Annotated in this window: 25 protein-coding genes, 4 tRNA genes and 1 riboswitch; of the genes, 15 read left to right on the forward strand and 14 right to left on the reverse strand. The window is 69.0% G+C overall.

Annotated features, from left to right (window positions below; translation table 11 throughout):
- Nucleotides 1-256 precede the first annotated feature (256 nt).
- From FFS52_RS11440 to FFS52_RS11455, 4 genes are all read right to left on the reverse strand, one after another.
- Nucleotides 257-703: an Hsp20/alpha crystallin family protein gene (locus tag FFS52_RS11440; RefSeq protein WP_137809746.1), complete on the reverse strand. Its 447-nt coding sequence runs from the start codon at nt 701-703 to the stop codon at nt 257-259.
- Nucleotides 704-954: 251 nt separating this feature from the next.
- Nucleotides 955-2,247, reverse strand: coding sequence for a saccharopine dehydrogenase NADP-binding domain-containing protein (locus FFS52_RS11445; protein WP_137809747.1), 1,293 nt, complete (start codon nt 2,245-2,247; stop codon nt 955-957).
- Nucleotides 2,248-2,304: 57 nt separating this feature from the next.
- Nucleotides 2,305-3,390, reverse strand: a complete 1,086-nt coding sequence (locus FFS52_RS11450; RefSeq protein WP_137809748.1) for an AbrB family transcriptional regulator — start codon at nt 3,388-3,390, stop codon at nt 2,305-2,307.
- A gap of 45 nt (nt 3,391-3,435) precedes the next feature.
- Complete coding sequence (locus FFS52_RS11455) at nt 3,436-4,053, reverse strand: class I SAM-dependent methyltransferase (RefSeq protein WP_058253339.1); 618 nt, start codon at nt 4,051-4,053, stop codon at nt 3,436-3,438.
- A 64-nt stretch (nt 4,054-4,117) separates the two neighbouring features.
- Between FFS52_RS11455 and menD the strand changes: the two genes are divergently transcribed.
- Nucleotides 4,118-5,821, forward strand: coding sequence for a 2-succinyl-5-enolpyruvyl-6-hydroxy-3-cyclohexene-1-carboxylic-acid synthase (gene menD / locus FFS52_RS11460; protein WP_137809749.1), 1,704 nt, complete (start codon nt 4,118-4,120; stop codon nt 5,819-5,821).
- Between the two features lie 77 nt (nt 5,822-5,898).
- Complete coding sequence (locus tag FFS52_RS11465; RefSeq protein WP_058253358.1) at nt 5,899-6,441, forward strand: hypothetical protein; 543 nt, start codon at nt 5,899-5,901, stop codon at nt 6,439-6,441.
- Here the strand turns inward: FFS52_RS11465 and FFS52_RS11470 are convergent.
- Nucleotides 6,422-7,042, reverse strand: coding sequence for a Type 1 glutamine amidotransferase-like domain-containing protein (locus FFS52_RS11470; RefSeq protein ID WP_137809750.1), 621 nt, complete (start codon nt 7,040-7,042; stop codon nt 6,422-6,424). The genes FFS52_RS11465 and FFS52_RS11470 overlap by 20 nt on opposite strands.
- Nucleotides 7,043-7,150: 108 nt before the next feature.
- Here FFS52_RS11470 and FFS52_RS11475 point away from each other — a divergent pair, with 108 nt between their 5' ends.
- Nucleotides 7,151-8,305, forward strand: a complete 1,155-nt coding sequence (locus FFS52_RS11475) for a glycosyltransferase family 1 protein (RefSeq protein WP_137809825.1) — start codon at nt 7,151-7,153, stop codon at nt 8,303-8,305.
- Between the two features lie 73 nt (nt 8,306-8,378).
- Nucleotides 8,379-9,113 (forward strand): demethylmenaquinone methyltransferase, encoded by a 735-nt coding sequence (locus tag FFS52_RS11480; protein WP_058253357.1) that lies wholly within the window; start codon nt 8,379-8,381, stop codon nt 9,111-9,113.
- Here the strand turns inward: FFS52_RS11480 and FFS52_RS11485 are convergent.
- Nucleotides 9,110-10,066, reverse strand: a complete 957-nt coding sequence (locus tag FFS52_RS11485; RefSeq protein ID WP_065629242.1) for an oxygenase MpaB family protein — start codon at nt 10,064-10,066, stop codon at nt 9,110-9,112. The two genes, FFS52_RS11480 and FFS52_RS11485, sit on opposite strands and share 4 nt — an antisense overlap.
- 124 nt (nt 10,067-10,190) lie before the next feature.
- Nucleotides 10,191-11,450 (reverse strand): geranylgeranyl reductase family protein, encoded by a 1,260-nt coding sequence (locus FFS52_RS11490; RefSeq protein WP_137809751.1) that lies wholly within the window; start codon nt 11,448-11,450, stop codon nt 10,191-10,193.
- Nucleotides 11,451-11,567: 117 nt separating this feature from the next.
- On the opposite strand from FFS52_RS11490, the gene FFS52_RS11495 reads away from it, so the two are divergent.
- Entirely contained in the window at nt 11,568-12,584 is a 1,017-nt protein-coding gene (locus FFS52_RS11495) for a polyprenyl synthetase family protein (protein ID WP_137809752.1), read from the forward strand.
- A 33-nt stretch (nt 12,585-12,617) separates the two neighbouring features.
- Here the strand turns inward: FFS52_RS11495 and htpX are convergent, their stop codons facing one another.
- The 6 genes from htpX to FFS52_RS11525 all read right to left on the reverse strand — a co-directional run bounded on the left by htpX (nt 12,618) and on the right by FFS52_RS11525 (nt 17,534).
- Nucleotides 12,618-13,475, reverse strand: coding sequence for a zinc metalloprotease HtpX (htpX, locus tag FFS52_RS11500; RefSeq protein ID WP_137809753.1), 858 nt, complete (start codon nt 13,473-13,475; stop codon nt 12,618-12,620).
- Nucleotides 13,476-13,639: 164 nt separating this feature from the next.
- Nucleotides 13,640-14,131 (reverse strand): YajQ family cyclic di-GMP-binding protein, encoded by a 492-nt coding sequence (locus tag FFS52_RS11505; protein ID WP_058253332.1) that lies wholly within the window; start codon nt 14,129-14,131, stop codon nt 13,640-13,642.
- A gap of 51 nt (nt 14,132-14,182) precedes the next feature.
- On the reverse strand, nt 14,183-15,028 hold the full coding sequence (locus FFS52_RS11510) for an ABC transporter ATP-binding protein (protein ID WP_137809754.1): 846 nt from the start codon (nt 15,026-15,028) through the stop codon (nt 14,183-14,185).
- A complete protein-coding gene (locus FFS52_RS11515; RefSeq protein ID WP_058253330.1) occupies nt 15,021-15,815 on the reverse strand; it encodes an ABC transporter permease in 795 nt (264 codons plus the stop codon). Before FFS52_RS11515 ends, FFS52_RS11510 begins: the two co-directional genes overlap by 8 nt.
- Complete coding sequence (locus FFS52_RS11520) at nt 15,790-16,827, reverse strand: ABC transporter substrate-binding protein (protein ID WP_137809755.1); 1,038 nt, start codon at nt 16,825-16,827, stop codon at nt 15,790-15,792. Before FFS52_RS11520 ends, FFS52_RS11515 begins: the two co-directional genes overlap by 26 nt.
- Complete coding sequence (locus tag FFS52_RS11525) at nt 16,824-17,534, reverse strand: TenA family protein (protein WP_137809756.1); 711 nt, start codon at nt 17,532-17,534, stop codon at nt 16,824-16,826. Before FFS52_RS11525 ends, FFS52_RS11520 begins: the two co-directional genes overlap by 4 nt.
- Nucleotides 17,522-17,616, reverse strand: a riboswitch (TPP riboswitch). (Overlaps the previous gene by 13 nt.)
- Before the next feature lie 155 nt (nt 17,617-17,771).
- On the opposite strand from FFS52_RS11525, the gene FFS52_RS11530 reads away from it, so the two are divergent.
- From FFS52_RS11530 to rplA, 10 genes are all read left to right on the forward strand, one after another.
- Nucleotides 17,772-17,852: transfer RNA gene (locus FFS52_RS11530), tRNA-Tyr, on the forward strand.
- Nucleotides 17,853-17,969: 117 nt separating this feature from the next.
- A tRNA-Thr gene (locus tag FFS52_RS11535) sits at nt 17,970-18,042 on the forward strand.
- A gap of 21 nt (nt 18,043-18,063) precedes the next feature.
- Nucleotides 18,064-18,137 (forward strand) — tRNA-Met (locus tag FFS52_RS11540).
- A 93-nt stretch (nt 18,138-18,230) separates the two neighbouring features.
- The gene (rpmG, locus tag FFS52_RS11545) at nt 18,231-18,398 is read left to right on the forward strand and encodes a 50S ribosomal protein L33 (protein WP_045823858.1); all 168 of its coding nucleotides are present in this window, start codon (nt 18,231-18,233) and stop codon (nt 18,396-18,398) included.
- 94 nt (nt 18,399-18,492) lie between these two features.
- Nucleotides 18,493-19,590, forward strand: coding sequence for a fused (3R)-hydroxyacyl-ACP dehydratase subunits HadA/HadB (locus tag FFS52_RS11550; protein ID WP_137809757.1), 1,098 nt, complete (start codon nt 18,493-18,495; stop codon nt 19,588-19,590).
- Between the two features lie 246 nt (nt 19,591-19,836).
- Nucleotides 19,837-19,909 (forward strand) — tRNA-Trp (locus FFS52_RS11555).
- A 39-nt stretch (nt 19,910-19,948) separates the two neighbouring features.
- Entirely contained in the window at nt 19,949-20,422 is a 474-nt protein-coding gene (gene secE, locus FFS52_RS11560) for a preprotein translocase subunit SecE (protein ID WP_137809758.1), read from the forward strand.
- A 70-nt stretch (nt 20,423-20,492) separates the two neighbouring features.
- Complete coding sequence (nusG, locus tag FFS52_RS11565) at nt 20,493-21,371, forward strand: transcription termination/antitermination protein NusG (protein WP_137809759.1); 879 nt, start codon at nt 20,493-20,495, stop codon at nt 21,369-21,371.
- A gap of 75 nt (nt 21,372-21,446) precedes the next feature.
- Nucleotides 21,447-21,878 carry a 50S ribosomal protein L11 gene (gene rplK, locus FFS52_RS11570; RefSeq protein ID WP_065629250.1) on the forward strand — a complete coding sequence of 144 codons (432 nt, stop codon included), beginning with the start codon at nt 21,447-21,449 and terminating at the stop codon, nt 21,876-21,878.
- Between the two features lie 120 nt (nt 21,879-21,998).
- Complete coding sequence (gene rplA, locus FFS52_RS11575) at nt 21,999-22,715, forward strand: 50S ribosomal protein L1 (protein ID WP_065629251.1); 717 nt, start codon at nt 21,999-22,001, stop codon at nt 22,713-22,715.
- Between the two features lie 171 nt (nt 22,716-22,886).
- On the opposite strand, the gene FFS52_RS11580 is transcribed toward rplA, so the two are convergent.
- Nucleotides 22,887-24,416 carry an HNH endonuclease signature motif containing protein gene (locus FFS52_RS11580; protein ID WP_249357907.1) on the reverse strand — a complete coding sequence of 510 codons (1,530 nt, stop codon included), beginning with the start codon at nt 24,414-24,416 and terminating at the stop codon, nt 22,887-22,889.
- Nucleotides 24,417-24,545 lie beyond the last annotated feature (129 nt).

Below are 24,545 nucleotides of genomic sequence, written 5' to 3' on the forward strand. Positions count from 1 at the left end.
CCTTCTGAGCTGGAATGTTTTGTTGTCTCAACACCACCAATCATTCCAGCTCAGAGGGCATTTTCACGTTATCGACACCCCGCACCCATCCACGGATCCAGGCTCAGGGAGCAGAGAGAGACGGCACCGCTTTACCCGACAGACCAACGGTTCTGCGGTTCGTTCGGACTAGGGAGCGGGATGATTCGTCGTCGATGGCACCCCCCTTCGACATGCGGCTGTTTCCTCAAATGTGTTGCGGCTCCAGACGATCAATTCATGTGACCGTACTGGTCTCGATCGCCTGTGGTCGGCCGGCCGACTCCACCTCGATCCGCCGCGGCTTGGCCTTCTCGGCGACCGGGATGGTCACGGTGAGAACGCCGTTGTCGTAGCGCGCCGAGATGGCCGCGCTGTCGATGGCGTCGCCGAGAGTCAGTTGGCGGCGGTAGGTTCCGGAGAATCGTTCGCTCGTCAGCCACTGCACACCCTCGTCGGACGGTGTGCTCCGCTGGGCGGAGAGGGTGAGGACCCCGTTGTCGACGCTGACGTCGATGGAGCCGGGATCGGCGCCGGGCAGATCGGCGACGAGTAGGTAGTGGTCCTCGACCTTGTACAGGTCCAGGGGCATGAAGCGGGGAGTGCGGGCAGTTCCGGCCGCTGAACCGGTCATCATGCCTCGGGTCCAGGCATCCATGTCGGAAAAGGGATCGAAACGAAGCACAGCAGTTCACCTCCTGATTCTCAAGGCTGCTCGCCACCCGTTAGACGAGCAGTTCATCGCTGTACTGCCAACGAAGATAGCACCGGATCCGGCACTCGTCTAGCACTTTGGAGGTGAGAGTGCCAGATTTTTCCGGGGTCCGAAGACGACGCCGCCCGACCGCGAGTTCGACTGTGCCGGAGTGGGTCCGGTCTGCGCCGGCGTGGCTGCCGGAGGGTCGAACGACGCGATCGGGCGGGGTCGGGGCAGGGTCAGTCGGTGAGCTCGGTGGCGTCGATGCTGAACCCGGCGTTGCGGAGACGGTCGATGAGGGCGTCGCCCATCGCCACGGCGGTCGTCAGCACTCCGGCCCGCTTGGGCAGGTGGTCGCGGTCGAGGGCCAGTGCCAGTGCGCTCTCGGCGAGCATCACCGCGGTGGCCTTGTAACCGGGGTCGCCCTGGGCGCGCATCCGGGCCTTGTAGCGTCGTCCGGTGGTGGTCCGTGTGAACGTGTCGACCACGAAATAGCCGTTCTCGCGGGCCTTTTCGCTGGGTCCGTCACCGGGCTTCGGCAACACGCGGTCGAGGACACGTCGCGTGGGGCCGAAACTCATCGCTCCCATGAACGCGCCGGTACCGACCGCGACAGCGCCGGCGATCAGGGTCGACACCGCGGGGACGCCGCCGACGCTCATCGTCTCCGCGTAGTGGAAGTCCTTGCCGTAGGCGTTGTCCAGCAACGCATTCGATCGCCGCACGATCCGGGTGTTGTGGGCGGCCATGAAGAAGGGGGCGAGGGTGCCGCGCAGCGACGGGTCGACCTTCTTGGCGTTGATGATGGACAGGTCGCTCGGTTCGTCGGACAGGCTGACCCGCGGGACCTCGCCGGGGCCGCCCGAGAGGGCCTGTGGGTTGAGCATGAGCCGCCGGGACTGGGCGTTGCGGGCCTCCTCGGCGATGACCCGCATCGAGTCGATCGTTCCGCCGGAGATCCCGCCGCGGAACGACGCGACGACGAGGGTCGTGTCGGTCATCTCGCCGGCGGCGTCGTCGGAGACCTTGCGGTGCAGCGCGTAGGTGGTGATGTCGGAGGGCACGGAGTCGAAGCCGCAGGAGGGCACGATGCGTGCCCCGGAGGCGGCGGCGACGTCGTGGACCTTGTCGATCGCGTATCGCACGAACGGCACCTCGCCGGTGAGGTCGACGTAGTCGGTTCCGGCGGTGGCCGCCGCCACGATGAGGGCCTCGCCGTACTTGAGGTAGGGGCCGACGGTGGTGCAGACGACCTGGGTGCGCGCGACCATCGCGTCGAGCGCCGCGGGGGATTCCGCGTCGGCGATGATCAGCGGCCAGTCGTGTGCGCGCAACGGCAGGCGCTTGCGGGCGTCCGTCAGCTTCGACCGGTTGCGGCCCGCCAGCGCGATCTTCGTACCGATCGGGGCGTGGTCGGCCAGATACCGTGCCGTGAGTTCGCCGACGAAGCCGCTGGCGCCGTAGACCACGACGTCGAACTCGCGGCCGTGGGAGGTGGATGATGTGGTGTCGGTGTTCGATTCCCCGCTCATCTTCCCGACCTTACGTGGGACCGGGGTCACACGTAACCGTCGAGTCGGGTGTGACGGTCACGACGCCCGCCGAGCGGCGAGGCGCGCGGCGAAGGGCGCCACGAACAGCATGAGCAGGACGCGCAGGATCTGGGCGGCCACGACGAACGCGACGTTCCCGCCCGCCCCGGTGGCCGCGGCGAGGACGGCGTAGATCCCGCCCGGAGTGGTCGCGAGATAGCAGTCGAACATCGACTCGCCGGTCCACGCGGACAGCACGACCCCCAGCAGGGCGCAGCCGGCGCCGATGACGAGGATCAACACCAGCGCCAGCGGCAGGACACGGCCGATCGCACGCAACCGCGGCATCGTGAATCCGAGGCCCGCCTGCCAGCCGATCACCGCGTAGGCGACCGCGAGCAGTGCGGGGGACACCTCGGCGGAACCGGCGATCCCGGTCAGTTCGGCCGCGGTGGCCAGCGCCAGCGGACCCAGCAGACCGGCTGCGGGCATGCGCAGCAACCGGCCGAGCGGGATCCCGACGCCCAGGCACACCGCCAGCAGTAGCAGTCCCCAGCCCTGATTCTGCAGCGTTTCCGCCGACCAGGCGTCGGATCCCGGTGCGACGGCTCCGTTTGCGGCACCGAACACGAGCGAGGCGACCACCGGGATGGTGACGGTGACCAGCGCGACGCGCAGGTACTGGATGACCGCAACCATCCGTTCGTCGCCGCCGAACTCGCGGGTCAGCGCCACCAGCCCGGACGCGCCGCCCGCGACGAGCGCGAGCGAGCCGGTCAGGGAGTCGACGTCTCGGTGCAGCCCGAGCAGGGCGCCGCAGGCGATCGAGATGACCAGTGTCCCCAGGCCGATGACGAGCACCGGGAACCACGACGACCCGAGTCCGCCGACGGTCTCGGGCTCGGCCATCGTGCCGATGAAGACGCCGAGGACACCCTGCGACGCCACGAACGCCCATCGCGGGACGATCGGGTCGTCGGATTCGTCGGCGTCGGTGTTCGTCCGGCCGGGCGCGCGGCCGGCGATCGCGAGAGCACCCGCGACCACGAGCCCCGCGAACAGGGCGGCGGCGTCGACCTCGAGGAGCTCCAGAACGAGCGTCGCGACCGCGGTGAGGAGTACCAGCACTGTCCAGCGACGCACTGGCTCCACAGTAGGCCCGCCGCCGGGAGCGGAGCGAGCGGGACCTCAGACCGGCCGGGCGGTCCCGACGGTCAGCGCGCCGAACGGCTTCGGTACGCCGGGCTGATAGAACGCATCGACCGGCCCGAGTGCGAAGCCGGCGGCGGTGAGCTCGGCGCGTACGTCGCGGGTGAGATGGCAGCCGCCTGCGACGCGTTTCTGGATCGGTTCGAGTCGGCGCTGCCACCGCCGGACGCGGGCGTCGGGGGCGGAACCGTGTTCGAGGAATCCGAGTTGTCCGTCCGGACGCAGCACGCGGCGGAGTTCGGCGAGCGCCGCCTGGTGGTCGGGGATGGTGCACAGGGTGAAGGTGGTGAGCGCGGCGTCGAACGAGTCGTCGTCGAACGGCAGTCGTTGGCCGTCGAGTCCGGCACGTTCGATGGGCACCGGGGAGGTGGCGACGCGGTCGGCGGCCATCGACCATCCGACGGTCGACGGTTCGACGGCCGCGACCTCGGTGAGCCCGGCCGGGTAGACGCCGACGTTGAGGCCCGAGCCGAAGCCGATCTCGATCATCCGGCCGGACAACGACGCGCAGGCCCGCGCCCGCAGCGGGGTCAACGCCGCCATGCCGCAGGTGCGCTCGATGAGGTGCGGCAGGACTCGATCGTCGTAAAAGCCCACGTGACGAGGGTAACCCCGCTCCCCGCCGCGATGTGTGGACTCGGGAGAGCACTAGGCTTGTGGGATGAACCGACCGGCCCAGAACGCCCCCGGGCCCAACCCGTCCACACTGCAGGCCCGGGTCATCGTCGACGAGATGATCCGCGGCGGTGTCCGCGAGGCCGTGCTGTGTCCGGGGTCGCGCAACGCGCCGCTCGCCTTCGCCCTCCACGCCGCCGACGCCGCCGGGCGATTGCGTCTGCACGTGCGGATCGACGAGCGCTCGGCGGGTTATCTGGCTCTGGGGCTCGCGGTGTCGTCTGGACAGCCCGTCCCCATCGTGATGACCAGCGGCACCGCCGTGGCGAACATGGGACCGGCGGTCTTCGAGGCCAACTATGCGCGGGTGCCCCTGGTCGTCGTCAGCGCCAACCGGCCGTACGAGCTGCTCGGTTCCGGCGCCAACCAGACCGTCGAACAGTTCGGCATCTTCGGGACCCAGGTGCGCGCGGCGATCAGTCTCGGCCTCGCCGAAGAGGATCTCGACACCAACAGCCAGTGGCGGTCGGCGGTCGGTCGCGTGCTCGCCGCCGCCCGGGGCGCGCGTACCGGCAACGCCGGCCCGGTGCAGTTCGACATCCCGCTGCGCGAACCGCTGGTCCCCGACCCGGACGAACTGGCCGGCCCCGACCCGTCGACCGACCTCGGCTCCTTCTCCGGCCGGCCCGGCGGACTGCCCTGGACGCAGGCGCCCGTCGGCAAGCTCGACGTCCCGCTGCCCATCGACCTGTCGCTGGACACCGTGGTCGTGTCGGGGCACGGGTCGGGCATCCACCCGGTTCTGGCCGGGATCCCCACCGTCGCCGAACCGACGGCACCGCGGCCGGCGACGCCGCTGCATCCGCTGGGCCTGAACTCCGTCCGGCCCCAGCAGGCGATCATCTGCGGCCGGCCGACGCTGCACCGCGGGGTGTCCCGCCTGCTCGCCGACCCCGAGGTCCGCGTCTACGCGCTGACCACCGGTCCGCGCTGGCCCGACGTCTCCGGCAACGTCTACGCGACCGGCACCCGGATCGAGGTCGTCGGCGAGCCGCGCGAGGACTGGCTCAAGGAGTGCGCGGCGGTACAGGAGCGGGCGGCCTTCGCCGTCACCGCCGAACTCGACGAGCCGGGCCCGGCCACCGGGCTCCACGTCGCACGGGCGGTCAGCGACGCCATGGCCGCCGGCGACCAACTCGTCGTCGGCGCCAGCAACCCCATCCGGGACATCGCCCTGGCCGGCCGGATCACCGACGGGGTGCGGGTCCTCTCGAACCGCGGGGTCGCGGGTATCGACGGAACCAATTCGACGGCGATCGGTGCCGCCATGGCACGTGACCGGGATCAGGCCGGCGCGCGGACCATCGCCCTGATGGGCGACCTGACCTTCGTGCACGACGCGACCGGTCTGGTCATCGGCCCGGGCGAGCCGCGCCCGACATCGCTGCGGATCGTGGTCGCCAACGACGACGGCGGCGGGATCTTCGGTCTGCTCGAACAGGGCGACCCGCGCTACAACACCGGGCTGTACGCCGGGGCCTACGAGCGGGTCTTCGGGACCCCGCATCGGACCGACATCGCGTCGATGTGCGCGGGTTTCCACATCCCGCATCGTCGGGTCGGGGTCGGTGAGGTCGGCGCGGTGCTCGCGGAGGAGCCTGCTCCCGGCGGGATCGAGGTCGTCGAGGTCGCCACCGACCGCGAACGGCTGCGATCCGTGCACGCGGCGATCGCGGCGCGCCTGCGGTAGTGCGGCCGGTGCGTCCCGGCGGTGCGCGACCGGTCGGGCCGGGCGCCGGCGGATCGGTGCCCGCTAGTCTGAACGGCATGAATCCGGTGATCCAGCGACGCGTGCAGCTCGGTCTGCTCGTCGTCGGCGTGACGATCACCTTCATGGCGATGACGCTCATCGCCGGTTGTTTCAAGAACGACGCGACGATCGAGGCCAGCAAGGCGACCGTGATGGCCGAGGTCGTGTCCGTGGACAGCCTGCACGCCGCGGTGAATTTCCAGACACCCGACGGCTCGTTCCACAGTCCCCGCTTCGGGCTGCTGTATCCGACCGAGCTGAGCGAGGGACAGCGCATCAGCGTCGACTATGCGGTCTACAACCCGGATCTCGCCCGCCCGACCGGTCGCACCGCGGTGCTGTCCATCATCCCCGCCCTGTCGGTGATGGTCGGAGCGTGGCTCGTCATCGGCCTGCTGATGGTCGGGGTCGCGGAGTCCAGTCGCCGCTGGGCCCGTCGCGGCACCGCCGACGGTGCTGTCGCCGACGATGCTGTCGCCGAGGACGCCGACAGCGACGCGGCAGACCGGGACCCGGCCGCGGCCGACCGGGACGAGACGGTCAGCCCGGGATCACCCTGAGGTCTCCGCCGGCGACGACGATCGCCTCGGCGTCGGTCAGGAAGTGCAGCCGGTGCTCGGCGCCGAACCGTTGCCTCGTCGCCTCGATCGGTCCGCGACCCCCGACGGTGCCCTCCGCGTGCGGGATCACCGTGGTGTCGATCAGTCCGAGGCCCGCGGTCGAGGTCAGGGGTGCGGCCTCGGCGGGATCGTCGAGCAACGACAGGGGAGCGATGTCGGGGCCGACGACCGCGGCGCCCGCGCTGACCCCGATGTAGGGGAGGCCGGCGCGGACCGCGTCGACGAGGGTGCGGTCGGCACCCGCCAGCCGCAGCGCCCCGAGCAGATGGAAGGTGTTGCCGCCGGCGACGAACACCGCGTCGACCCCGGCGAGCTCCCGGGTGAAGACGGCTGACCCGGTCAGCTCCGGATCGAGGTCGGTCACCTCGAAACCCTGCTGCCGAAGGGTGTCCCGCTCGAGGTCGAGCCAGGCGTGATCGGGATAGATCGACGACGCGGTGGGGACGTAACCGATGCGGCAGCCCGGCCCGGTCAACGGGGCGAGGAACTGCGGGACTGGGGTGAGCCAGCGGCTCAGCAGCAGGAGGTGGGTGTCGGCCACCCCTCCACTGTGCCCGGTGGCCGGGGCAACGCACCGTTCATCCTGAATTGGGTGGGCCGACACGTGCGCCGTGCGGTCCGGTCAATTCTGCGGGGGACGATCGCGATCATGCGCGTCGCGATCGTCGCCGAGAGCTTCCTGCCCCAGATGAACGGGGTGGTCAATTCCGTCCTCCGGGTTGTCGACCATCTCGAGTCCACCGGCCACACCGCCGTCGTCATCGCACCCGACACCCCGCGCGGCGTGCCGGGCGGGCCGCGGATGGTCGGCCGCCGGACCCCGGTGCACCTGCTGCCCGCGGTGCAGGTGCCGCGGGTGACCTCGCTCCCGGTGGGCGTGCCGTCGCCGCTGCTGTACCGCACCCTGCGCGACTTCGAACCGGATGTCGTCCACCTGGCGTCACCGTTCGTGGTGGGTGCCGCGGGCGCAGTCGCCGCCCGGGCGCTCGGCGTGCCCGTGGTCGCCGTGTTCCAGACCGACGTCGCCGGGTTTGCGGCGGCCTATCGGCTGGGCGCGGTGGAGAAGCTGGCCTGGCGCTACACACGCCGGCTGCACGAGATGTGCGACCTCACCCTCGCGCCGTCGACCGCGACGCTGGAGGTCCTCGCCGCCCACGGCATACCGCGACTCGCCCGCTGGGGTCGCGGCGTCGACGTCGGACTCTTCTCGCCGGACAAGCGCGACCCGTCGCTGCGCGCGGACTGGCTGGGTGCCGCCCGCGACGCACTGGTGGTCGGGTTCGTGGGTCGGCTCGCGCCGGAGAAGCACGTCGAGCGCCTGGCCGGACTGTCGGGGAACCCGCGCGTGCAACTGGTGATCGTCGGGGACGGCCCCGAGCGGGACCGGCTCCAGCGCGCGATGCCGGATGCGGTGTTCACCGGTGAACTGCGCGGGGAGGCGCTGGCCCGCGCGTACGCGAGCTTCGACGTCTTCGTGCACGCCGGCGAACACGAGACGTTCTGTCAGGCCATCCAGGAGGCGATGGCCAGCGGTCTGCCCGTGATCGGTCCCGACGCGGGCGGCCCCCGCGACCTGGTGTCGGCGTTCCGGACCGGATATCTGCTGGAGGTCGGACGCTTCGCCGAGGAGCTGCCCGCGATCGTCGAATCCCTGCACGACGAGTCGGTCCGGGCGGCGTTCGGCCGAGCCGCGGTACAGGCCGTGCGTGCTCGCACCTGGCCGTCGGTGTGCGCGGAGCTCGTCGGCCACTACGCGAGCGTGACGGGCCGCGGAGTCGTCACCGAGGTGGGACGGCCCGCCTGAGGGCGGCCGACCGCCCGGCGAGGCGACGCACCTCACGGCGGTCCTGGCCCGAACGACCGGTAGCGTGATCGGCATGTCATCGACGGGTGCGACACCACCGGAACGAGCGGGTCTGGGCCGGAGTGTGGGCCGGGCAAGTCTGGAGAAGGACCCGGCCGAGGTCGCGGCCATGTTCGACGGCGTCGCACGCCGCTACGACCTCACCAACACGGTCCTGTCGTTCGGCCGGGATCGCGGCTGGCGCAAGAAGACCCGAAGGGCACTCGACCTGCGCCCGGGCGACGTCGTCCTCGACCTCGCGGCGGGCACCGCGGTGTCGACCGTCGAACTCGCCTCCTCGGGGGCGCACTGCATCGCCGCGGACTTCTCGCTCGGCATGCTCAAGGCCGGTGCGCATCGGGACGTGCCGAAGGTCGCCGCCGACGCCCTGTCGCTCCCGTTCGCCGACGATTCGTTCGACGCCGCCACCATCTCCTTCGGTCTGCGCAACGTCAACGACGTCCCGACGGCGCTCGCCGAGCTCCGTCGGGTACTCAAGCCCGGCGGACGTCTGGTGATCTGCGAGTTCTCCACGCCGACGCTGAAGCCGTTCCGCACGGTGTACATGGAGTACCTGATGAAGGCGCTGCCCGCGGTCGCGACCAAGGTGTCGAGCAGCCCGGCCGCGTATGTCTATCTCGCCGAGTCGATCCGGGCGTGGCCGGACCAGTTCGCGCTGGGCGACCTCATCCGCGACGCCGGGTTCACCGGGGTGCGATGGGAGAACATGACCGGTGGGATCGCCGCGATCCACTCGGCGCGGGCCTAGTGGTTCGCGGCCCGCGGGGTCTCGTCGTGCGACACCGGGCACCCGGGCGCGAAGGTGCCGAGGTCGTCGATGCGGAAACCGCCGGGGTAGCTGCGAACCTGCTTCGTCTGGCGACCGAAGAGCGGTTCGGTGCGGGGTGACGCGAAGAGGCGGATCGCGAGCCCGCGAGCCTTGAGCCCGCCGCGCACCAGGACCCGTTCGACCGCGGTCGGTTTCGGATACTTGAACGCCGCGAGCAGCCGATCGTCCATGAGCGCGAACGACATCCGACGCACCACCGCCCGCGGCAGCAGCTTGTACGGCATGAACGTGCCGAGCAGGTCGAGGGTGGCGTCGGCGACGGCCAGGGAGTCGGGACTGAAGGCGAAGTGGGCGGTCTCGTACTCGTCGTAGAACGTCTTGAAGTCGTCGTAGGTCTCGGGGATGTCCTTGATGCCCATCAACTGGCCGAGCCGGCGGTAGTAGTTGGTGAGGCCGAGGATCTCGTGGTTGGTCAGTGAGCGCCACTCATAGGAGTTGACCCACTCGACCGGGCAGACGACGAAAGTGGCCAGCACATAGAGGAAGTCGCTGTTCGGGATGTCGTACATCCCGTGCATCTGGTTGATGCGCCGGATACCGGCCCGTCCGGCCGGGCTGTCGACCCCGTGCTCGATCGGGGCGTCGAGCAACAGGACCGTGTCGTCGTAGCGCTTCTGCGTCGACTCGGTGAACTGGCTGGTCTTGTATAGGAGGTCGCCGATCGACGGCACCGCGTAGGTCCGGAACAGGGCGAAGCTCAACGCCTGCGTGATGCCCCACGGGAATTCCTGCGTGCCCAGGGCGCGGGCGATCGCGGTCGGGTCACCGACGGCATCCATGCGGTCGATCTCGCCGCGCAGGTGGTAGCGCTGTGCCAGGCGGTTCTGGACGGCGTGCTTGGCTCGGGTGGCGAGAGTGGATGCGGCGGACATCTTCCATCTCCTGGGTCGACGGGTGGCCTGATTCTGTCACAGCTGTGGCCGCGGCCACACGTGTTGGAACACTACAGCCCGATCGTCTCAAAGCGCCACCGGGTTGGCGGCCCGGCGGCCCCTCTCACGAGAAGGGCGGGCGCGGGTCGACCTGCCGGGAGACCCGCCCGGCGGTGCGCCAGGCCCGGGCCACGAGGTCGGCATCCTCGGCGGTGATCAGGTTGCCCATGACCCGCACCACCATGGACATCAGTTGCGGCGACCGGATGCCGGGCCGGCCCAGGGTGGGGACGGTCTTGGGCATGGTGAGCAGGCCGGCGAGACGGCGGGCGGCGGAGAAGGCGAGCCCGTAGTGCTCCACCAGCACATCGCGCCACCGGTCGGTGTAGTCGTCCGTGCCGAGGAGTTCGACGGCGAGCCGGGCGGTCTCCAGGGCGTAGTCGATGCCCTCGCCGTTGAGCGGATTGACGCACGCGGCGGCGTCGCCGATCAGCATCCAGTTGCGACCCGCGACACCGGACACCGCACCACCCATGGGCAGCAGGGCGGACGTGATCCGGACGGGTGGGCCGTCGAGAGCCCACTCGTCGTGCACCATCGCGGCGTAGTGCTCGAGGATCGGTCGAAGTGCCATGTGCGCCGGACGTTTCGACGTCGCGAGCGCCCCGACGCCGACGTTGACCTGTCCGCCCCCGGCCGACCCGAGGGGGAAGACCCAGCCGTACCCGGGCAGCAGTGCGTCGTCGGGTCCCCGGAGTTCGAGGTGCGACCCCATCCAGTGCGAGTCGGCGCGCGCCGACGGTGCGTACGCCCGGGCGGCGACTCCGTAGGCGGTGTCCCGATGCCATTGCCGCCCCAGCGATTTGCCGATTCCCGAACGGACGCCGTCGGCGACGACGAGGTCGGTGACCCGCATCGTGTGTGTGCCCGCCGGGGTCGCGAAGGTCACCGCGCCCACCCGGTCACCGTCCATCTCGACGCCGATGGCCTTGGCGCCCTCGATCATTCGCGCTCCCACCGACACCGCATGCGTACGGATGGCGTCGTCGAACTCGGTGCGTGCCACCGCGCTGCCGTAGGCGGGGAACCGGCCGGAGGGCCACCGGACCTGCTGGCGTGCGCCCCAGCCGTTGAGCAGGAGTCCGTCGATGCGCGGACGGTCGTCGAGGAGTGCGCCGAGCCCCAGCGCGTCGAGTTCGGCGACGGCCCGCGGCGTGAGGCCGTCGCCACACGTCTTGTCGCGCGGGAACACCGCGGCGTCGGCGAGGACCACATCCCGGCCGGCGGCGACGGCATGGGCGGCCGCCGCCGATCCACCCGGTCCGGCGCCGACGACGAGGACATCGGCGGAATCGGGGAAAGTAGGCGTCGTGTCCGTGCTCACCCGACCAGTATGTCCGGACCCCCGACGGGCTAGGCTCGCAGCAGGTGGGGTCTACGCGGCAGCCGCGTGTCCGCCGTCGAGTAGTTGCCGGATCAGACGAGATGGGGCCGCGTTTCCGTGAAGTCCACATTCGCCGGGGTTGACCTGGTGTCGGATGAGTTCGCCGATACGGTGCGCTCGTCGCTGCAGCGGGTCGAGGATCTGTTGCTCGCCGAACTCTCGTCGGGTGACGAGGTCATGACCGAGGCGGCGACCCACCTCGCGAAGGCCGGGGGCAAGCGGTTCCGGCCCATGTTCGCGATCCTGGCCGCCCAGTTCGGTCCGCGCCCGGATTCCGACGATGTCATCACCTCGGCGACGGTGGTGGAGATGATCCACCTCGCCACGCTCTATCACGACGACGTGATGGACGAGGCCGCGATGCGCCGCGGTGCGGCGAGCGCCAACGCGCGCTGGACGAACAGCGTGGCCATCCTGTCCGGTGACTTCCTGTTCGCGCGCGCCTCCCGACTCGTCTCGACGCTGGGCCCCGAGGCGGTGCGCATCATCGCCGAGACGTTCGCCGAACTCGTCACCGGCCAGATGCGGGAGACGGTCGGGGTCAAACCCGGCGCCGACCCCATCGAGCACTACCTGCAGGTCGTCTGGGAGAAGACCGGCTCGCTGATCGCCGCCGCCGCCCGCTTCGGCGCGATGGCCTCCGGGGCCGAGTCCGACGACATCGAGCGGCTCTCCCGCATCGGCGACATCGTGGGAGTCGCCTTCCAGGTGTCCGACGACATCATCGACATCAGCTCGGTGTCGGTGGAGTCGGGCAAGACCCCGGGTACCGACCTTCGCGAAGGCGTCCACACGCTGCCGGTCCTCTACGCGCTCACGGGCGACGACGCGACGTCGGCCCGGTTACGCGAACTCCTGGTGGCCGCCGACGGCGCCGCCCGGCCGCTCACCGACGACGCCGAGGTCGCCGAGGCGATCGAACTGCTCGGTTCGTCGGCGGGTATGACCGCCGCCCGGGCGAAGTTGCAGGAGTTCGCCGACGAGGCGCACGCGATGCTGGCCGAACTCCCCGAGTCGCCGGCCCACCGTGCCCTGGCGTCGCTCGTGGACTACACGATCGAACGCGTGGGCTGAGGGGTCGACCGGCAGGATCTCTGCTCAGCCGGCTCAGCGACCGTCGCGGGCCATCTCCTGCAGGCGGCGGATGCGTTCCGCGGTCGGCGGGTGGGTGGCGAACATCTTGGCCATCCGGTCGGTCGCGCGGAACGGACTCTCGATCATCATGTGCGACTGGGCCGCGATGTCGGGCTGCGGCGGCAGCGGCGCGGCCTGCACCCCGCCGGAGATCTTCGCCAGCGCCGATGCGAGTGCGAGCGGATCCCCGGTGAGTTCGGCCCCGGACTGGTCGGCCTGGAACTCGCGTGAGCGGGAGACGGCCAGCTTCACCAGGGTGGCCGCGATCGGTCCCAGCAACGCGATGAGCAGCATCGCCAGCGGGTTCGGCGCGTTGTCCCGCCCGCCGAACGCGCCCATGAACATCGCGAAGTTGGCCAGGCCGCTGATCACCGCCGCCATCGCGCCGGCGATCGAGCTGATGAGGATGTCGCGGTTGTACACGTGGGACAGCTCGTGGCCCAGCACGGCGCGCAGCTCGCGCTCGTCGAGCAGGTGCAGGATGCCGGTGGTGCAACACACCGCGGCGTTCTTCGGGTTGCGGCCGGTGGCAAACGCGTTGGGCGACTCGGTGGGGGAGATGTAGAGGGCGGGCATCGGCTGGTGTGCCGTGGTCGCCAGCTCACGCACGATCCGGTACATGGCCGGTGCCTGCAGTTCGGTGACCGGTTGCGCGTGCATCGCCTTCAGCGACATCTTGGCGCTGTTGAAGTAGACGTAGGCGTTCATGCCGACGGCGACGATCACCGATCCCCACAGGATCAGCGGGCTCTGGAACAGTGCGCCGATGCCGACGATGATCGCCGACATCAGACCCAGCAGAGCCGCCGTCTTCAATCCGTTGAAATGCATCGGGTCCTCGTCTGTCCGGCGCCGCGGGTCTCGGGCTCCGGGCGGCCCGGGTGAACCCGGTGCCGGCCGCGGAGTGCAGGCGCCTCATCCGGTCAAACGACGCAGCGCCCGTCTGGGTTTCCGACGGTCGGGGTTCGGTGCCGCCGACCCACCGACCGGGCGGGTCAGCGGTAGTTGACGAACTGCAGGGCGATGCCGAAGTCCTCGCCCTTGAGCAGCGAGATGACGGCCTGCAGGTCGTCGCGCTTCTTGCTCGACACGCGCAGCTCGTCGCCCTGGATCTGCGCCTTGACGCCCTTCGGCCCCTCGTCGCGGATCTTCTTGGAGATCTTCTTGGCGTGCTCGGAGTCGATGCCCTGCACCAGCGAGCCGGTGATCTTGAAGGTCTTGCCGGAGCCGACGACCTCGCCGGCGTCGAAGGCTTTCAGCGAGATGTCGCGTCGGATCAGCTTCTCCTTGAACACCTCGAGGCCCGCCTGCGCGCGCTCCTCGGCGTCCGAGGTGATCACGATGTTCTCCTCGCCGGACCACTCGATGCCGGTGTTGGTGCCGCGGAAGTCGTACCGTTGCGACAACTCCTTGGCAGCCTGGTTCAGGGCGTTGTCGACCTCTTGCCGGTCGACCTTGCTCACCACGTCGAAGGAAGAATCAGCCATGTCCGACAGGGTATGTCATGGCGATCAGCGGAAGTGGGCGGCCGCGCGGGTCTACCGGGGTGTCCGACGCTGTGCCTGCTCGGCGAGGGCACGACGCGACTCGTCATGGAGTACCTCGAGTAGTTCTCGCTCGAGGGCGACGAACTCGGGCGCGGTGAGCCCCGCCGGATCGCGCGGGCGCGGGAGGTCGACGCGCACCTCGTGGACCACGGTGGCCGGGCGGGCGGACAGCACGATCACGCGGTCGGAGAGGTGGACGGCCTCGCGGACGTCGTGGGTGATCATCAGCACGGTCCACCGGTAGCGCTGCCACACCGACTGCAACCACGTCTGCATCTCGGTCCGGGTGAGTGAGTCGAGGGCGCCGAACGGCTCGTCGAGCAGCACCAGGTCGCGATTCTGGACGACGGTGCGCAGCAGTGCGGCGCGCTGTCGCATCCCGCCGGACAGCTGGAACGGGCGGGCGTCTTCGAATCCGGCGAGTCCGAAGGCGGGGAAGAGGTCCGCGGCCCGGCGTCGGGCCTCCTTCGTCGGCACGCCCTGCACCTGGAGGCCGAGGATGGTGTTGTCCAGCACGGTGCGCCATGGGAACAGCAGGTCCTTCTGCGGCATGTACGCGCAGTGTCCGGCGACGGCGGGTTCGGAGCCGACGGACGCGCTGCCGGAATCGGGGACGTCGAGTCCGGCCAGCAGGCCGAAGACGGTGCTCTTGCCACATCCGCTGGGCCCGATGACGGAGACGAACTCGCCGGGCTCGGCGGTGAACGACACCCCGTCGAGGACCTCCCGGCGAGGTTGTCCGAGTCCGGGTCGGGGATAGGACTTGGTGAGCCGGTCGACGACAAGTCGGTGGTCGCCGATCAGCGGGTTGTCAGCGTCGAGCCGTTGGTCAGTCATGGTGGTTCCGGTCCTCGGCGCGGGCCCAGGGCGCGACGATCCGCTCGACGGCGAAGGTGAGCAGGTACAGGGTCACGCTCAGGAGCGCGGTCACCAGCACCGCCGCGAGCACCAGGTCCGTGCGGAACGAGTTCTTCTGCAGGCTCATGTAGATGCCGAGCCCCTGGGTGGCGCCGACGTACTCGGCGAACACGGCGCCCACCACCGCATAGGTGATGCCGATCCGCAGCGCGGTGAAGAACCTGGGTAGCGCGGACGGGAGCCGCACGTACCGGAAGACCTGGCGGCGGGTGGCTCCCATGCTGCGCATCAGTGCGCCGGCCTCGCGGTCGGTGGCGGCGAATCCCTCGATCAGGCCGATCGCCACCGGAAAGAACGTGACCAGGGCGATGACCAGCACCTTCGGGAGTAGGCCGAAGCCGAACCAGATGATCATCAGCGGTGCGATCGCGATGATCGGCAGGGTCTGGGAGGCGACGAACAACGGCACGAACGCCCGTCGCAGCGCCGGCGAGAAGTCGACGACGATGGCCAGCAGCCAGGCCAGGACCAACGAGACCGTGAACCCGATCAGGGTCACCTGCAGCGTCGCCGCGGCGTGCACCCCGATCTCCGCGCGGTGCGACCAACCCTGCGCGACGACGCGCGACGGCGACGGCAGCACCTGCGGCCGGATTCCGCTGACGTCGACGTAGACCTGCCAGACCGCCACCAGGACGACCACCGCGACGAGCGCGGGCGCGATGCGACGCAGGCCGGTGCTACCGAGGGGTGTCGAGGTAGTCATTGGTGAAGTACGTCGACCAGTCCGGCTCGGTCGTGAGCGGCGCCCCGTCCGGGCCGGTCAGCAGACCACTGCGGTACAGGAACCCGGAGTTCCCGGCCCACTGTTCGAGCGTCTGTCGCCCGACCTGGCCGTCGGCGTCCTTCATGTACTGACCGGCGAGCATGCGCTGGCTCTCGAACACCAACTGCTCGTCGTTGAACGCACCGGGGTTGGCGGCGAGGAGGTCGCGGGCCGCCGCGTCCGGGTCGTCGGCCGCTGCCTGGTAACCGCGCTGCAGCGCCGTCACGAAGGCCGCCGCGCGGTCCGGGTTGTCCGCCAGCCAGTCCTCGTTGGCGTCGACGACGATCGCGTATGCCTCCGGGAATCCGAAGTCGGTGTAGTGGAAGTACCTCATCGGGGTTCCGCGATGCTCGGCCTCGATGCCCTCCCACGCGAGATAGGAGACGGTGAAGTCGGCCTGACCGGAGTAGACCGCCTCGTATGCCGAGGTCCCGAGGGTCACCGAGGTGAACTCGCCGGTGCCGCCGTCGTTTCGGATCACCTGCTCGAGGGTCTTCTCCTCGCCCGGGTCGCCGAAACCGGCGTATGTCTTCCCGTCGAGGTCCTTCGGGCTCGTGATGTCGCGGCGGTCGGCGCGGACACCGATGCCGGTGGCCCACTTCTGCAGCGGCGCGAACACGGAGATGGTGTGCGCGCCCGATGCCCGCGAGAAGGTCGACGAGTTGTGGGTGCTGATCCCGAACTCGGCGTTGCCCGCGTCCACGATGGTGTCCACGGCGGTGTTGTTGTACGGCAGGATCTCGACGTCGAGTCCGGCCTCCTCGAACCAGCCGCGCTGCTGCGCCACGAACAATCCCGTGTGGTTGGTGTTCGGGGACCAGTCGAGCGCGAATCGGATGGTGCCGTCCGAACCGGCGCCCGAACCGCACGCGGTGATCGCCGACGACGCGACGACCGCGGCGGCGAGCGCGGTGAGGAGGCGGCGCGCGCGGGCGCTCATGCGGGCGCTCATGCGGCGGGCCACGGTTGCGGGTTCAGCGCGGTGTCCCAGAACAGAAGCTCGAACCGGGTGGCGACGGTGAACGCCGTGGCCATCGCGGCCCGCTCCCGCTCGCCGGCGTGCGCCGCAGCCTCGTCCACGAGTTCCCTTGCCCGCGAGGCGGATTCCTGGAACTCCGGGGCGTCGTAGGTGGTCACCCACTGCGCGTAGGGGTGGTTCGGGTCGGCGGCGAGCACCTGGGCGGCACTCGCGGCCAGGGCCCGGCCGACTTCCGCGTAGATCCAGAAGCAGGGCAGGGCCGCGGCCGCGCCGACCGCATACGACTCGGTCGCGGCGACGGCGGTCAGGTAGGACACGTACCCCAGGCACGCCGGCGACGGCTCGGGTTCGCCCTCACGCGGAGGCAGCTGGCCGCCGTTGAGCAGGTCGCCGTGCAGCGCCGACTCGACGGTGGCCGCGGTGGCCGACGAGTTCGCCCAGAACCCCGCGGTCTGCGGGTCGGGGGACTTCGACGCCAGGATGGCGAGGGCCTTCGCGTACCCGGCGAGGTACAGCGAGTCCTGCTCCATGTAGGTGCGGAACACCTCCAGTGGCAGCGTCCCGTCGCCGAGCCGCCGCAGGAACTCGAGGTCGTCGATCGCCGTCCGCAACCCCTTCGTCTCCTCCCAGAGGTGGTCGGAGAAACGGCCGGAGACCGGCATGCGCGCATGCACAGACATGACATCCCTTCGTCAGCATTACCTGGACAGGTTCTCGGGTCTCATCTCAGCCCCGCGTCGCGGAGCACCCCGTGTCAGAACGCAGCCACAGTAGCAGGAGTGGGGGTCGCAGTGGGACGCCTGTGCCACGACCGGGTCCCGGCCTGTTGACCAGCCGGTTTGCGCGTTGATGCGGTGTTCGTTGTATTCTTCACGGCGTTGTTCGTACGGCCGTCACGGTGGCCGGAAGAGCGGCACGGCAGGTTGCCCGAGCGGCCAAAGGGAGCGGATTGTAAATCCGTCGCGCAAGCTACATAGGTTCGAATCCTATACCTGCCACAGCGTGGTTCATTCTCGCGAAACTGCTCTACAGACGGTCTCCGACCAGCGATTTGTCTAGCGCAGACGCGAGTGTGTAACCTCGTTAAGGCTCTCGGGCACAACCGCCCGGGGCACGCCCCCTTAGCTCAGTCGGCAGAGCGTTTCCATGGTAAGGAAAAGGTCGACGGTTCGATTCCGTCAGGGGGCTCGCTGGACGAGAAGTCCGCGGGGCGGTGTAGCTCAGCTGGTTAGAGCGCACGACTCATAATCGTGAGGTCGAGGGATCGAGTCCCTCCACCGCTACACATCGGGTCCGACCGGAACCGAGCGCAAGGGTCGCAAGCCCTGAGGGAACTTCCGAACCCGACCACGTACCACCCGAAAGAAGGCAATCAAGTGGCCTCCTCAACAGATGTTCGCCCCAAGATCACCTTGGCCTGCGAGGTGTGCAAGCACCGTAACTACATCACGAAGAAGAACCGCCGCAACGATCCCGATCGCCTCGAGATCAAGAAGTTCTGCCCGAACTGCGGCAAGCACCAGGGGCACAAGGAATCGCGCTGACGCCGTCGTCGGCCGTTTCGAAGTACCACCAGCAGCGGGCTGCCTCTCGATGAGGCAGCCCGTCTTGCTGTGTCGGCCGAAGGAGTAGAGCTCAATGTCACAGGTAAGCGGAGCCGAGATCCAGGATCGTCCGGACGAGGCGTCGAACGGTGGCGCGAAGCCGACCCCCGACGAGATCGCCGCCCACACGCAGAGCCTCGTCGGCTTCCACTACACGGTCGACGACTATTACGAGATCGGCCGCGAGGAGATCCGTAAGCACGCGATGGCGGTGCAGGATGCGCACCCGACCCACTGGAGCGAGGAGGGCGCCCGGGCCTTCGGTCACGACCGCCTGATCGCCGCGCCGACCTATGTGTCGGTGCTCGGGATCATCGCCCAGCGCAAGCTCTTCGAAGACGTCGTCACCGGCTACGACATGTGGCAGATCATGCAGACCGACCAGCGGCTGGTCTACCACCAGCCGATGAAGGTCGGGGACCGCCTGATCTGCGACGTCTCGCTCGAGTCGTTCCGGCACGTGAGCAGTCCCGAGATGATCGACCTGATGGTCACCAAGAACGTCATCTGGAACCAGCACGACGAGCCGGTCATGACCACGTGGACCTCTCTGGCCGCGCGTCCCGGCATGGACGTCGACCCCGAACTCGAGGCGTCACTCGACCACGTGATGATCAAGGTCGACGCCATCGGCGAGTCCGGGCACACCGTCGAGTCGAAGGCGGGTCGCTACGACCTCCCCGACCCGACGCAGTCGCCGGGCGCCTTCGGTGCCGTCGACTTCGACACGCTCACGGTGGGTCAGGAACTCACGCCCAAGCGCTACCTGCTGACGCGCGGCAATCTCGCGAACTACGCGGGCGTGGCCGGCGACCCCAACCCGATCCACTTCTCCGACCACGTCGTGAACGCGGCCGGGATGGACGACGTCGTCGCGCACGGCATGCAGACGATGGGGCTCGGCGCGAGCTTCGTCTCCGAGTTCATCGGCGACCCGGCGGCCTTCTGCGAGTACAACGTGCGCTTCACCAGCCCGGTGTACGTCCCGGCCGACGACAGCGCGGCCGTCGACTTCACCGGCAAGGTGAAGTCGCTCGATCCCGCGACCCGCCGCGGGACCATCGCGATCACCGCCAAGCAGGGCGATCGCCGCATCTTCGGACGCGCGCAGGCCGTCATCCAGTTCAACTGATCGACCGGTCGCGAGCCGTTCGGGCGGCTCACGGACGGGTGGCGTGTACGGTCGTCGGGGGAGCGGAGGCGAGCCCGTTTTGGGTCCACCGCCCCGGTGATCTACACTGAAGTGTCTGATTGATTCAGACTTGCGCGCTACCCATAGGGTGGCGCGTTGGTTTTGTCGGCGACGAAACGTCGACGGGCCGCGAGGCCGGATCGAGAAGGACGGCAACGCCGACCACTCCGGTGGCGGGCGTCGCAAAGGGGCGTAGCTCAATTGGCAGAGCAGCGGTCTCCAAAACCGCAGGTTGCAGGTTCAAGTCCTGTCGCCCCTGCCCTGGTGAAGGGCACACGCTGACGAGAGGACCGCGAAGTTGAGCAAGCGAGACCGGGCCGCCCGCGCCAAAGACGCCGCAGAGGGTTCTGCGGCCGATTCGGCTGCGGCTGAGCTCGACGGTCGCGACGAGGCCACCGACGCGGGTACGGACGACGGCACGTCGACCGAAGCCGCGAAGGAGCTGCGTCCGTCCGGTAAGCGCTCGGCTCGCGGACGTCGCTCGGCGGCGGGTGCAACCGACGGTGACGCCGACTCCGACACGGGGTCGGTCGCCGTCAAGGAACGCAAGACCAAGAAGAAGGCGTCTGCCGAGGAGAGCCGGAATCCGTTCGTACGGATCTGGGTCTTTCTGACGCAGGTCGTCGCCGAGCTGAAGAAGGTCATCTGGCCTACGCGGCGCGAGATGATCACCTACACGATCGTCGTGCTCGTGTTCGTCATCGTGATGACCGCGTTCATTGCCGGCCTCGACCTCGCCTTCGCCAAGGGCGTGCTCTGGTTGTTCGGCTGACCCACGCGGTGGGCTCGGCCGGCGACGAGGAACACGACCGCCAGATGAACCATAAGGAGCGTGGGCTGCAGTGAGCACCCCGGAGAACGAACTCGCCTCGACCGATTCCGTCGACGTGGCTGCTGCCGACGTCGACGCTGTCGACGCGGCCGTGACCGACGCGGTGGACACCGAGGGTGACGCGGTCGCCGACGACGCGGTCGTCGAGGGTGACGAGGCCCCCGCCGAGGACACCGTCTCCGAGGATGCCGACGAGGTCCCGGTTGACGAGGCCGCCGCCGACGAGGCCCCTGTCGAAGAGGCCGAGGTCGAAGCGGTTGAGGTCGATCCGGTCGAGGAACTGCGCAAGCAGCTCCGGCGCGCGCCCGGCGACTGGTACGTGATCCACAGCTACGCCGGTTACGAGAACAAGGTCAAGGCCAACCTCGAGACCCGCGTGCAGAACCTCGACGTCGGCGACTACATCTTCCAGGTCGAGGTGCCGACCGAAGAGGTCACCGAGATCAAGAACGGCCAGCCCAAGAAGGTCAACCGCAAGGTGCTCCCGGGCTACATCCTCGTCCGCATGGAACTCAACGACGAATCGTGGGGCGCCGTGCGCAACACGCCGGGCGTCACCGGCTTCGTCGGGATGACCAGCAAGCCGTCGCCGCTCTCGCTCAACGAGGTGCTGCAGTTCCTGATGCCGCGGACCGAGGCCAAGAAGCCCGCCGCGTCGCGCGGTGCCGCTGCCGAGGGCGTCGAGGCCGCAGCGGCCGCCGCGTCGAACGTCATCGAGGTCGACTTCGAGGTCGGCGAGTCGGTCACCGTCATGGATGGCCCGTTCGCCACGCTGCCCGCGTCGATCAGCGAGGTCAACGCCGAACAGCGCAAGGTCAAGGTCCTCGTGTCGATCTTCGGTCGCGAGACGCCGGTCGAGCTCGGGTTCAACCAGGTCGAGAAGATCTAGGGCCGGACCACCAACCCAGAACTTTCACGTCTCCAGCGGGCGTGAATTCGCAAGGAAACAAGCAAGGAACAGAAGATGCCTCCCAAGAAGAAAAAGCTCGCCGGGATCATCAAGCTCCAGATCTCGGCAGGCCAGGCCAACCCGGCCCCGCCCGTGGGTCCGGCGCTCGGTCAGCACGGCGTGAACATCATGGAGTTCTGCAAGGCGTACAACGCGGCGACCGAGTCGCAGCGCGGCAACGTCATCCCGGTCGAGATCTTTGTGTACGAAGATCGCTCCTTCGACTTCAAGTTGAAGACCCCGCCGGCTGCGAAGCTCCTGCTGAAGGCCGCCGGCCTGCAGAAGGGCTCCGGCGAGCCCCACACCAACAAGGTCGGCAAGGTGAGCATGGACCAGGTCCGTGAGATCGCCAAGACCAAGGCCGAAGACCTGAACGCCAATGACATCGACCAGGCCGCGAAGATCATCGCCGGTACTGCTCGGTCCATGGGCATCACCGTCGAGTGAGCTTGCGATCTCGCGCTCTCGACACCGTCGAAGGCTGACAGACCTCATCATCACCGTGGGAGGGCCGGCTCGGCCCGCACCACACACCCCGCCGACTGACGGCGGAGAAGGAACAGAGCAATGAGCAAGAAGAGCAAGGCCTACGCGGCCGCGGCCGAGAAGGTCGACAAGACCAAGCTGTACAGCCCGCTGGAGGCTGTGGAGCTGGCAAAGGACACGTCGTCGAAGAACACCGACGCGACCGTCGAGGTCGCGATCCGGCTGGGCGTCGACCCCCGTAAGGCAGACCAGATGGTTCGAGGCACCGTCAATCTGCCGCACGGCACCGGTAAGACTGCCCGCGTGATCGTGTTCGCCGCCGGCGACAAGGCCGCCGAGGCCACCGCCGCCGGTGCCGACGAGGTCGGCGCCGAGGATCTGATCGAGCGCATCCAGGGCGGTTGGCTGGACTTCGACGCCGCGATCGCCACCCCGGATCAGATGGCCAAGGTCGGCCGTATCGCGCGTGTCCTCGGACCCCGCGGCCTGATGCCGAACCCGAAGACCGGCACCGTGACCACCGACGTCACCAAGGCCGTCAACGACATCAAGGGCGGCAAGATCAACTTCCGCGTCGACAAGGCTGCGAACCTGCACTTCGTCATCGGCAAGGCCTCGTTCGACCCGGCCAAGCTGGCCGAGAACTACGGCGCTGCCTACGACGAGATCATGCGCGCCAAGCCGTCGGCCGCCAAGGGCCGCTACATCAAGAAGGTCACCGTCTCCACGACGACGGGCCCGGGCATCCCGGTCGACCCGGCGGTCACCCGCAACTTCGCGGAGGCACCGCAGGCCTGATCCCGCATCAGGCGCACTGACACCCACGAGGGGCCCGGCATTCCGATGCCGGGCCCCTCGTGTTGTGTGCAATCACGCGTGGTCGGTGAGTATGCGTGCGAGTGCTTCTTCGACCGGGGTCAGTCGTTGGGTGGTGAGGTGCTCCGGCGGTGTTCGCGGATGGACGAGTTCTCAGTAGGCGAGTTCGAGACGGAGGCCGCGGTCGCCGTAGCCGACGGCGTCGGGGCGCGACTGGTCGCCGGACCGGGTGGCAGGTCCGTGGATCTCGTTGCGCACGGTGTTCAGGTGTTGTGCGAACCGCCGGGGTATGTCGGGTCGGCGGTTGATGTGTTCGGGGTTGGGCGGTGCGCCGGGTTCGGCGTTCAACCGCCACAGGCAGCGGCCTTCGTCGGGGCCGGATCGGGCGATGCGGGTGGTGTATTGGCCGGGTTGGTCGCCGACCATGCGGTTGTGACGGGGACAGGCCGGGGCGAGGTCGTCGATGTCGGTGAGACCGCCCTTGGCCCAGTCTCGTTCGGCGTGATGAAGCTCGACGTGGGTGGCGGGTTGATCGCACCCGGGTGCCGAACACACTTCCCCGTCGGGACGGGCGAAGGAGACGAGGCGTTGTTCGCGGGTGGCCAGGCGTTTGCCCCGTCCGAAGTGCAGGGGGACGGTGGTGGCGTCTTTGAAGATCGCGAGCCAGGGTTGCATGTCGGCGGCCATCGTGATCAAGTCCCGGATGGGCAGCAGGGTGCCGGTGGCGGTGGTGGCGAGTCCGGCTTCGCGGATGAGGTCGTTGAGGTCGGCTTTGATGATCAGTTGCACGGGTAGCCCTCGGTGCGAGGTGCCGAGTGTTCCGTCGGCGAAGCCTGCGGCGAGTGCGGCATCGAGGGCGTCGTGATTGGTCTGGGCGAGGGTGCGTTGGTCGCGGTCGGCTGCGGCGGTCAGGGCGTCGGGGTCGGCGGCACCGGCCGGGCCTTGGGGCGAGGCGGGGTCGTCGGGGTTGTTGAGTCCGGGTTTGCCCCACACGGCGAACATCATGGTCAGTCGGGCGGCGAGTGCGGGGGTCAGGGTGCCGGAGATCTTGGCGGTGCCATCGGCGCGTTGCCGACCGATCCACAGGCCGCGGCGTCGTTTCTGGTCGGTGTCGTCGGCCAGTGTGCCGTCGGGATCGAGGTGGGCGAGCAGCCGCGAGCCGAGCTGGGTGATCTCGGCAGGCGTGTGGGCTTCGGCGATCTCGGCCATCTGCCGCTCAGCGGCGACCTGTACATCGTGGTCGATGGTGCCGGGGATGCGGTCGAGGACGTCGAGGGTGGCTTGTACGTGGGCGGTGCCGACTGTGCCTTGTGCGAAAGCTTCGGCGAGGCAGGGGTATTCGGGTGGGAGGACCTCGCCGCCGAGGCTGGTCCGGTGGGCGGTGGCGTCCATCTGCTTACGGCGGCGCATCGGGTTCGAGACTCGTAGCCGGTGGGTCATGTACTGCATGAGGGTGCGGCAGCCGGCCTTGCGGGGTAGGTCGCGGGCCTCGACCTGATCGATCTGCCGGTCTCCGGCGACGGTCAGACGCGCGATCGCGCGCTCGGTCTCCGCGGCCACGTCGGCGAGTTCGGCATCGGTACACGGCGACAGGTCCACGGTCTGCAACTCACCGAGGATGCGGTGCAGGTCGGCCACCAACTCGAGGGCGCGCGGTCGCCGCGCCGCTTGTTCGTCAGACATGGTCACCCCCGAGAACCGTTGCCGCGAATGTACGTTCGAGTGTACACCGTTGCGAGCGCGTTGCAAGCCAAAACTGATGTTGTGCAACGCTATTCGGAGCCGGTAACTTGTCGGTGCCTCGTGGTAGGG

It is taken from the genome of Gordonia sp. ALPHA1B1 (genome assembly GCF_005502615.1).
GTDB classification, from domain to species: domain Bacteria; phylum Actinomycetota; class Actinomycetes; order Mycobacteriales; family Mycobacteriaceae; genus Gordonia; species Gordonia hongkongensis.

Coding starts and splice junctions, on each gene's coding strand:
- FFS52_RS11445 (WP_137809747.1), bottom strand. CDS start 2,247: ATGAGCGGGGAATCGAACACCGACACCACATCATCCACCTCCCACGGC.
- menD (WP_137809749.1), top strand. CDS start 4,118: ATGAACCGACCGGCCCAGAACGCCCCCGGGCCCAACCCGTCCACACTG.
- FFS52_RS11465 (WP_058253358.1), top strand. CDS start 5,899: ATGAATCCGGTGATCCAGCGACGCGTGCAGCTCGGTCTGCTCGTCGTC.
- FFS52_RS11475 (WP_137809825.1), top strand. CDS start 7,151: ATGCGCGTCGCGATCGTCGCCGAGAGCTTCCTGCCCCAGATGAACGGG.
- FFS52_RS11480 (WP_058253357.1), top strand. CDS start 8,379: ATGTCATCGACGGGTGCGACACCACCGGAACGAGCGGGTCTGGGCCGG.
- FFS52_RS11485 (WP_065629242.1), bottom strand. CDS start 10,066: ATGTCCGCCGCATCCACTCTCGCCACCCGAGCCAAGCACGCCGTCCAG.
- htpX (WP_137809753.1), bottom strand. CDS start 13,475: ATGCATTTCAACGGATTGAAGACGGCGGCTCTGCTGGGTCTGATGTCG.
- FFS52_RS11505 (WP_058253332.1), bottom strand. CDS start 14,131: ATGGCTGATTCTTCCTTCGACGTGGTGAGCAAGGTCGACCGGCAAGAG.
- FFS52_RS11510 (WP_137809754.1), bottom strand. CDS start 15,028: ATGACTGACCAACGGCTCGACGCTGACAACCCGCTGATCGGCGACCAC.
- FFS52_RS11515 (WP_058253330.1), bottom strand. CDS start 15,815: ATGACTACCTCGACACCCCTCGGTAGCACCGGCCTGCGTCGCATCGCG.
- FFS52_RS11520 (WP_137809755.1), bottom strand. CDS start 16,827: ATGAGCGCCCGCATGAGCGCCCGCGCGCGCCGCCTCCTCACCGCGCTC.
- FFS52_RS11525 (WP_137809756.1), bottom strand. CDS start 17,534: ATGTCTGTGCATGCGCGCATGCCGGTCTCCGGCCGTTTCTCCGACCAC.
- FFS52_RS11550 (WP_137809757.1), top strand. CDS start 18,493: ATGTCACAGGTAAGCGGAGCCGAGATCCAGGATCGTCCGGACGAGGCG.
- rplK (WP_065629250.1), top strand. CDS start 21,447: ATGCCTCCCAAGAAGAAAAAGCTCGCCGGGATCATCAAGCTCCAGATC.
- rplA (WP_065629251.1), top strand. CDS start 21,999: ATGAGCAAGAAGAGCAAGGCCTACGCGGCCGCGGCCGAGAAGGTCGAC.
- FFS52_RS11580 (WP_249357907.1), bottom strand. CDS start 24,416: ATGTCTGACGAACAAGCGGCGCGGCGACCGCGCGCCCTCGAGTTGGTG.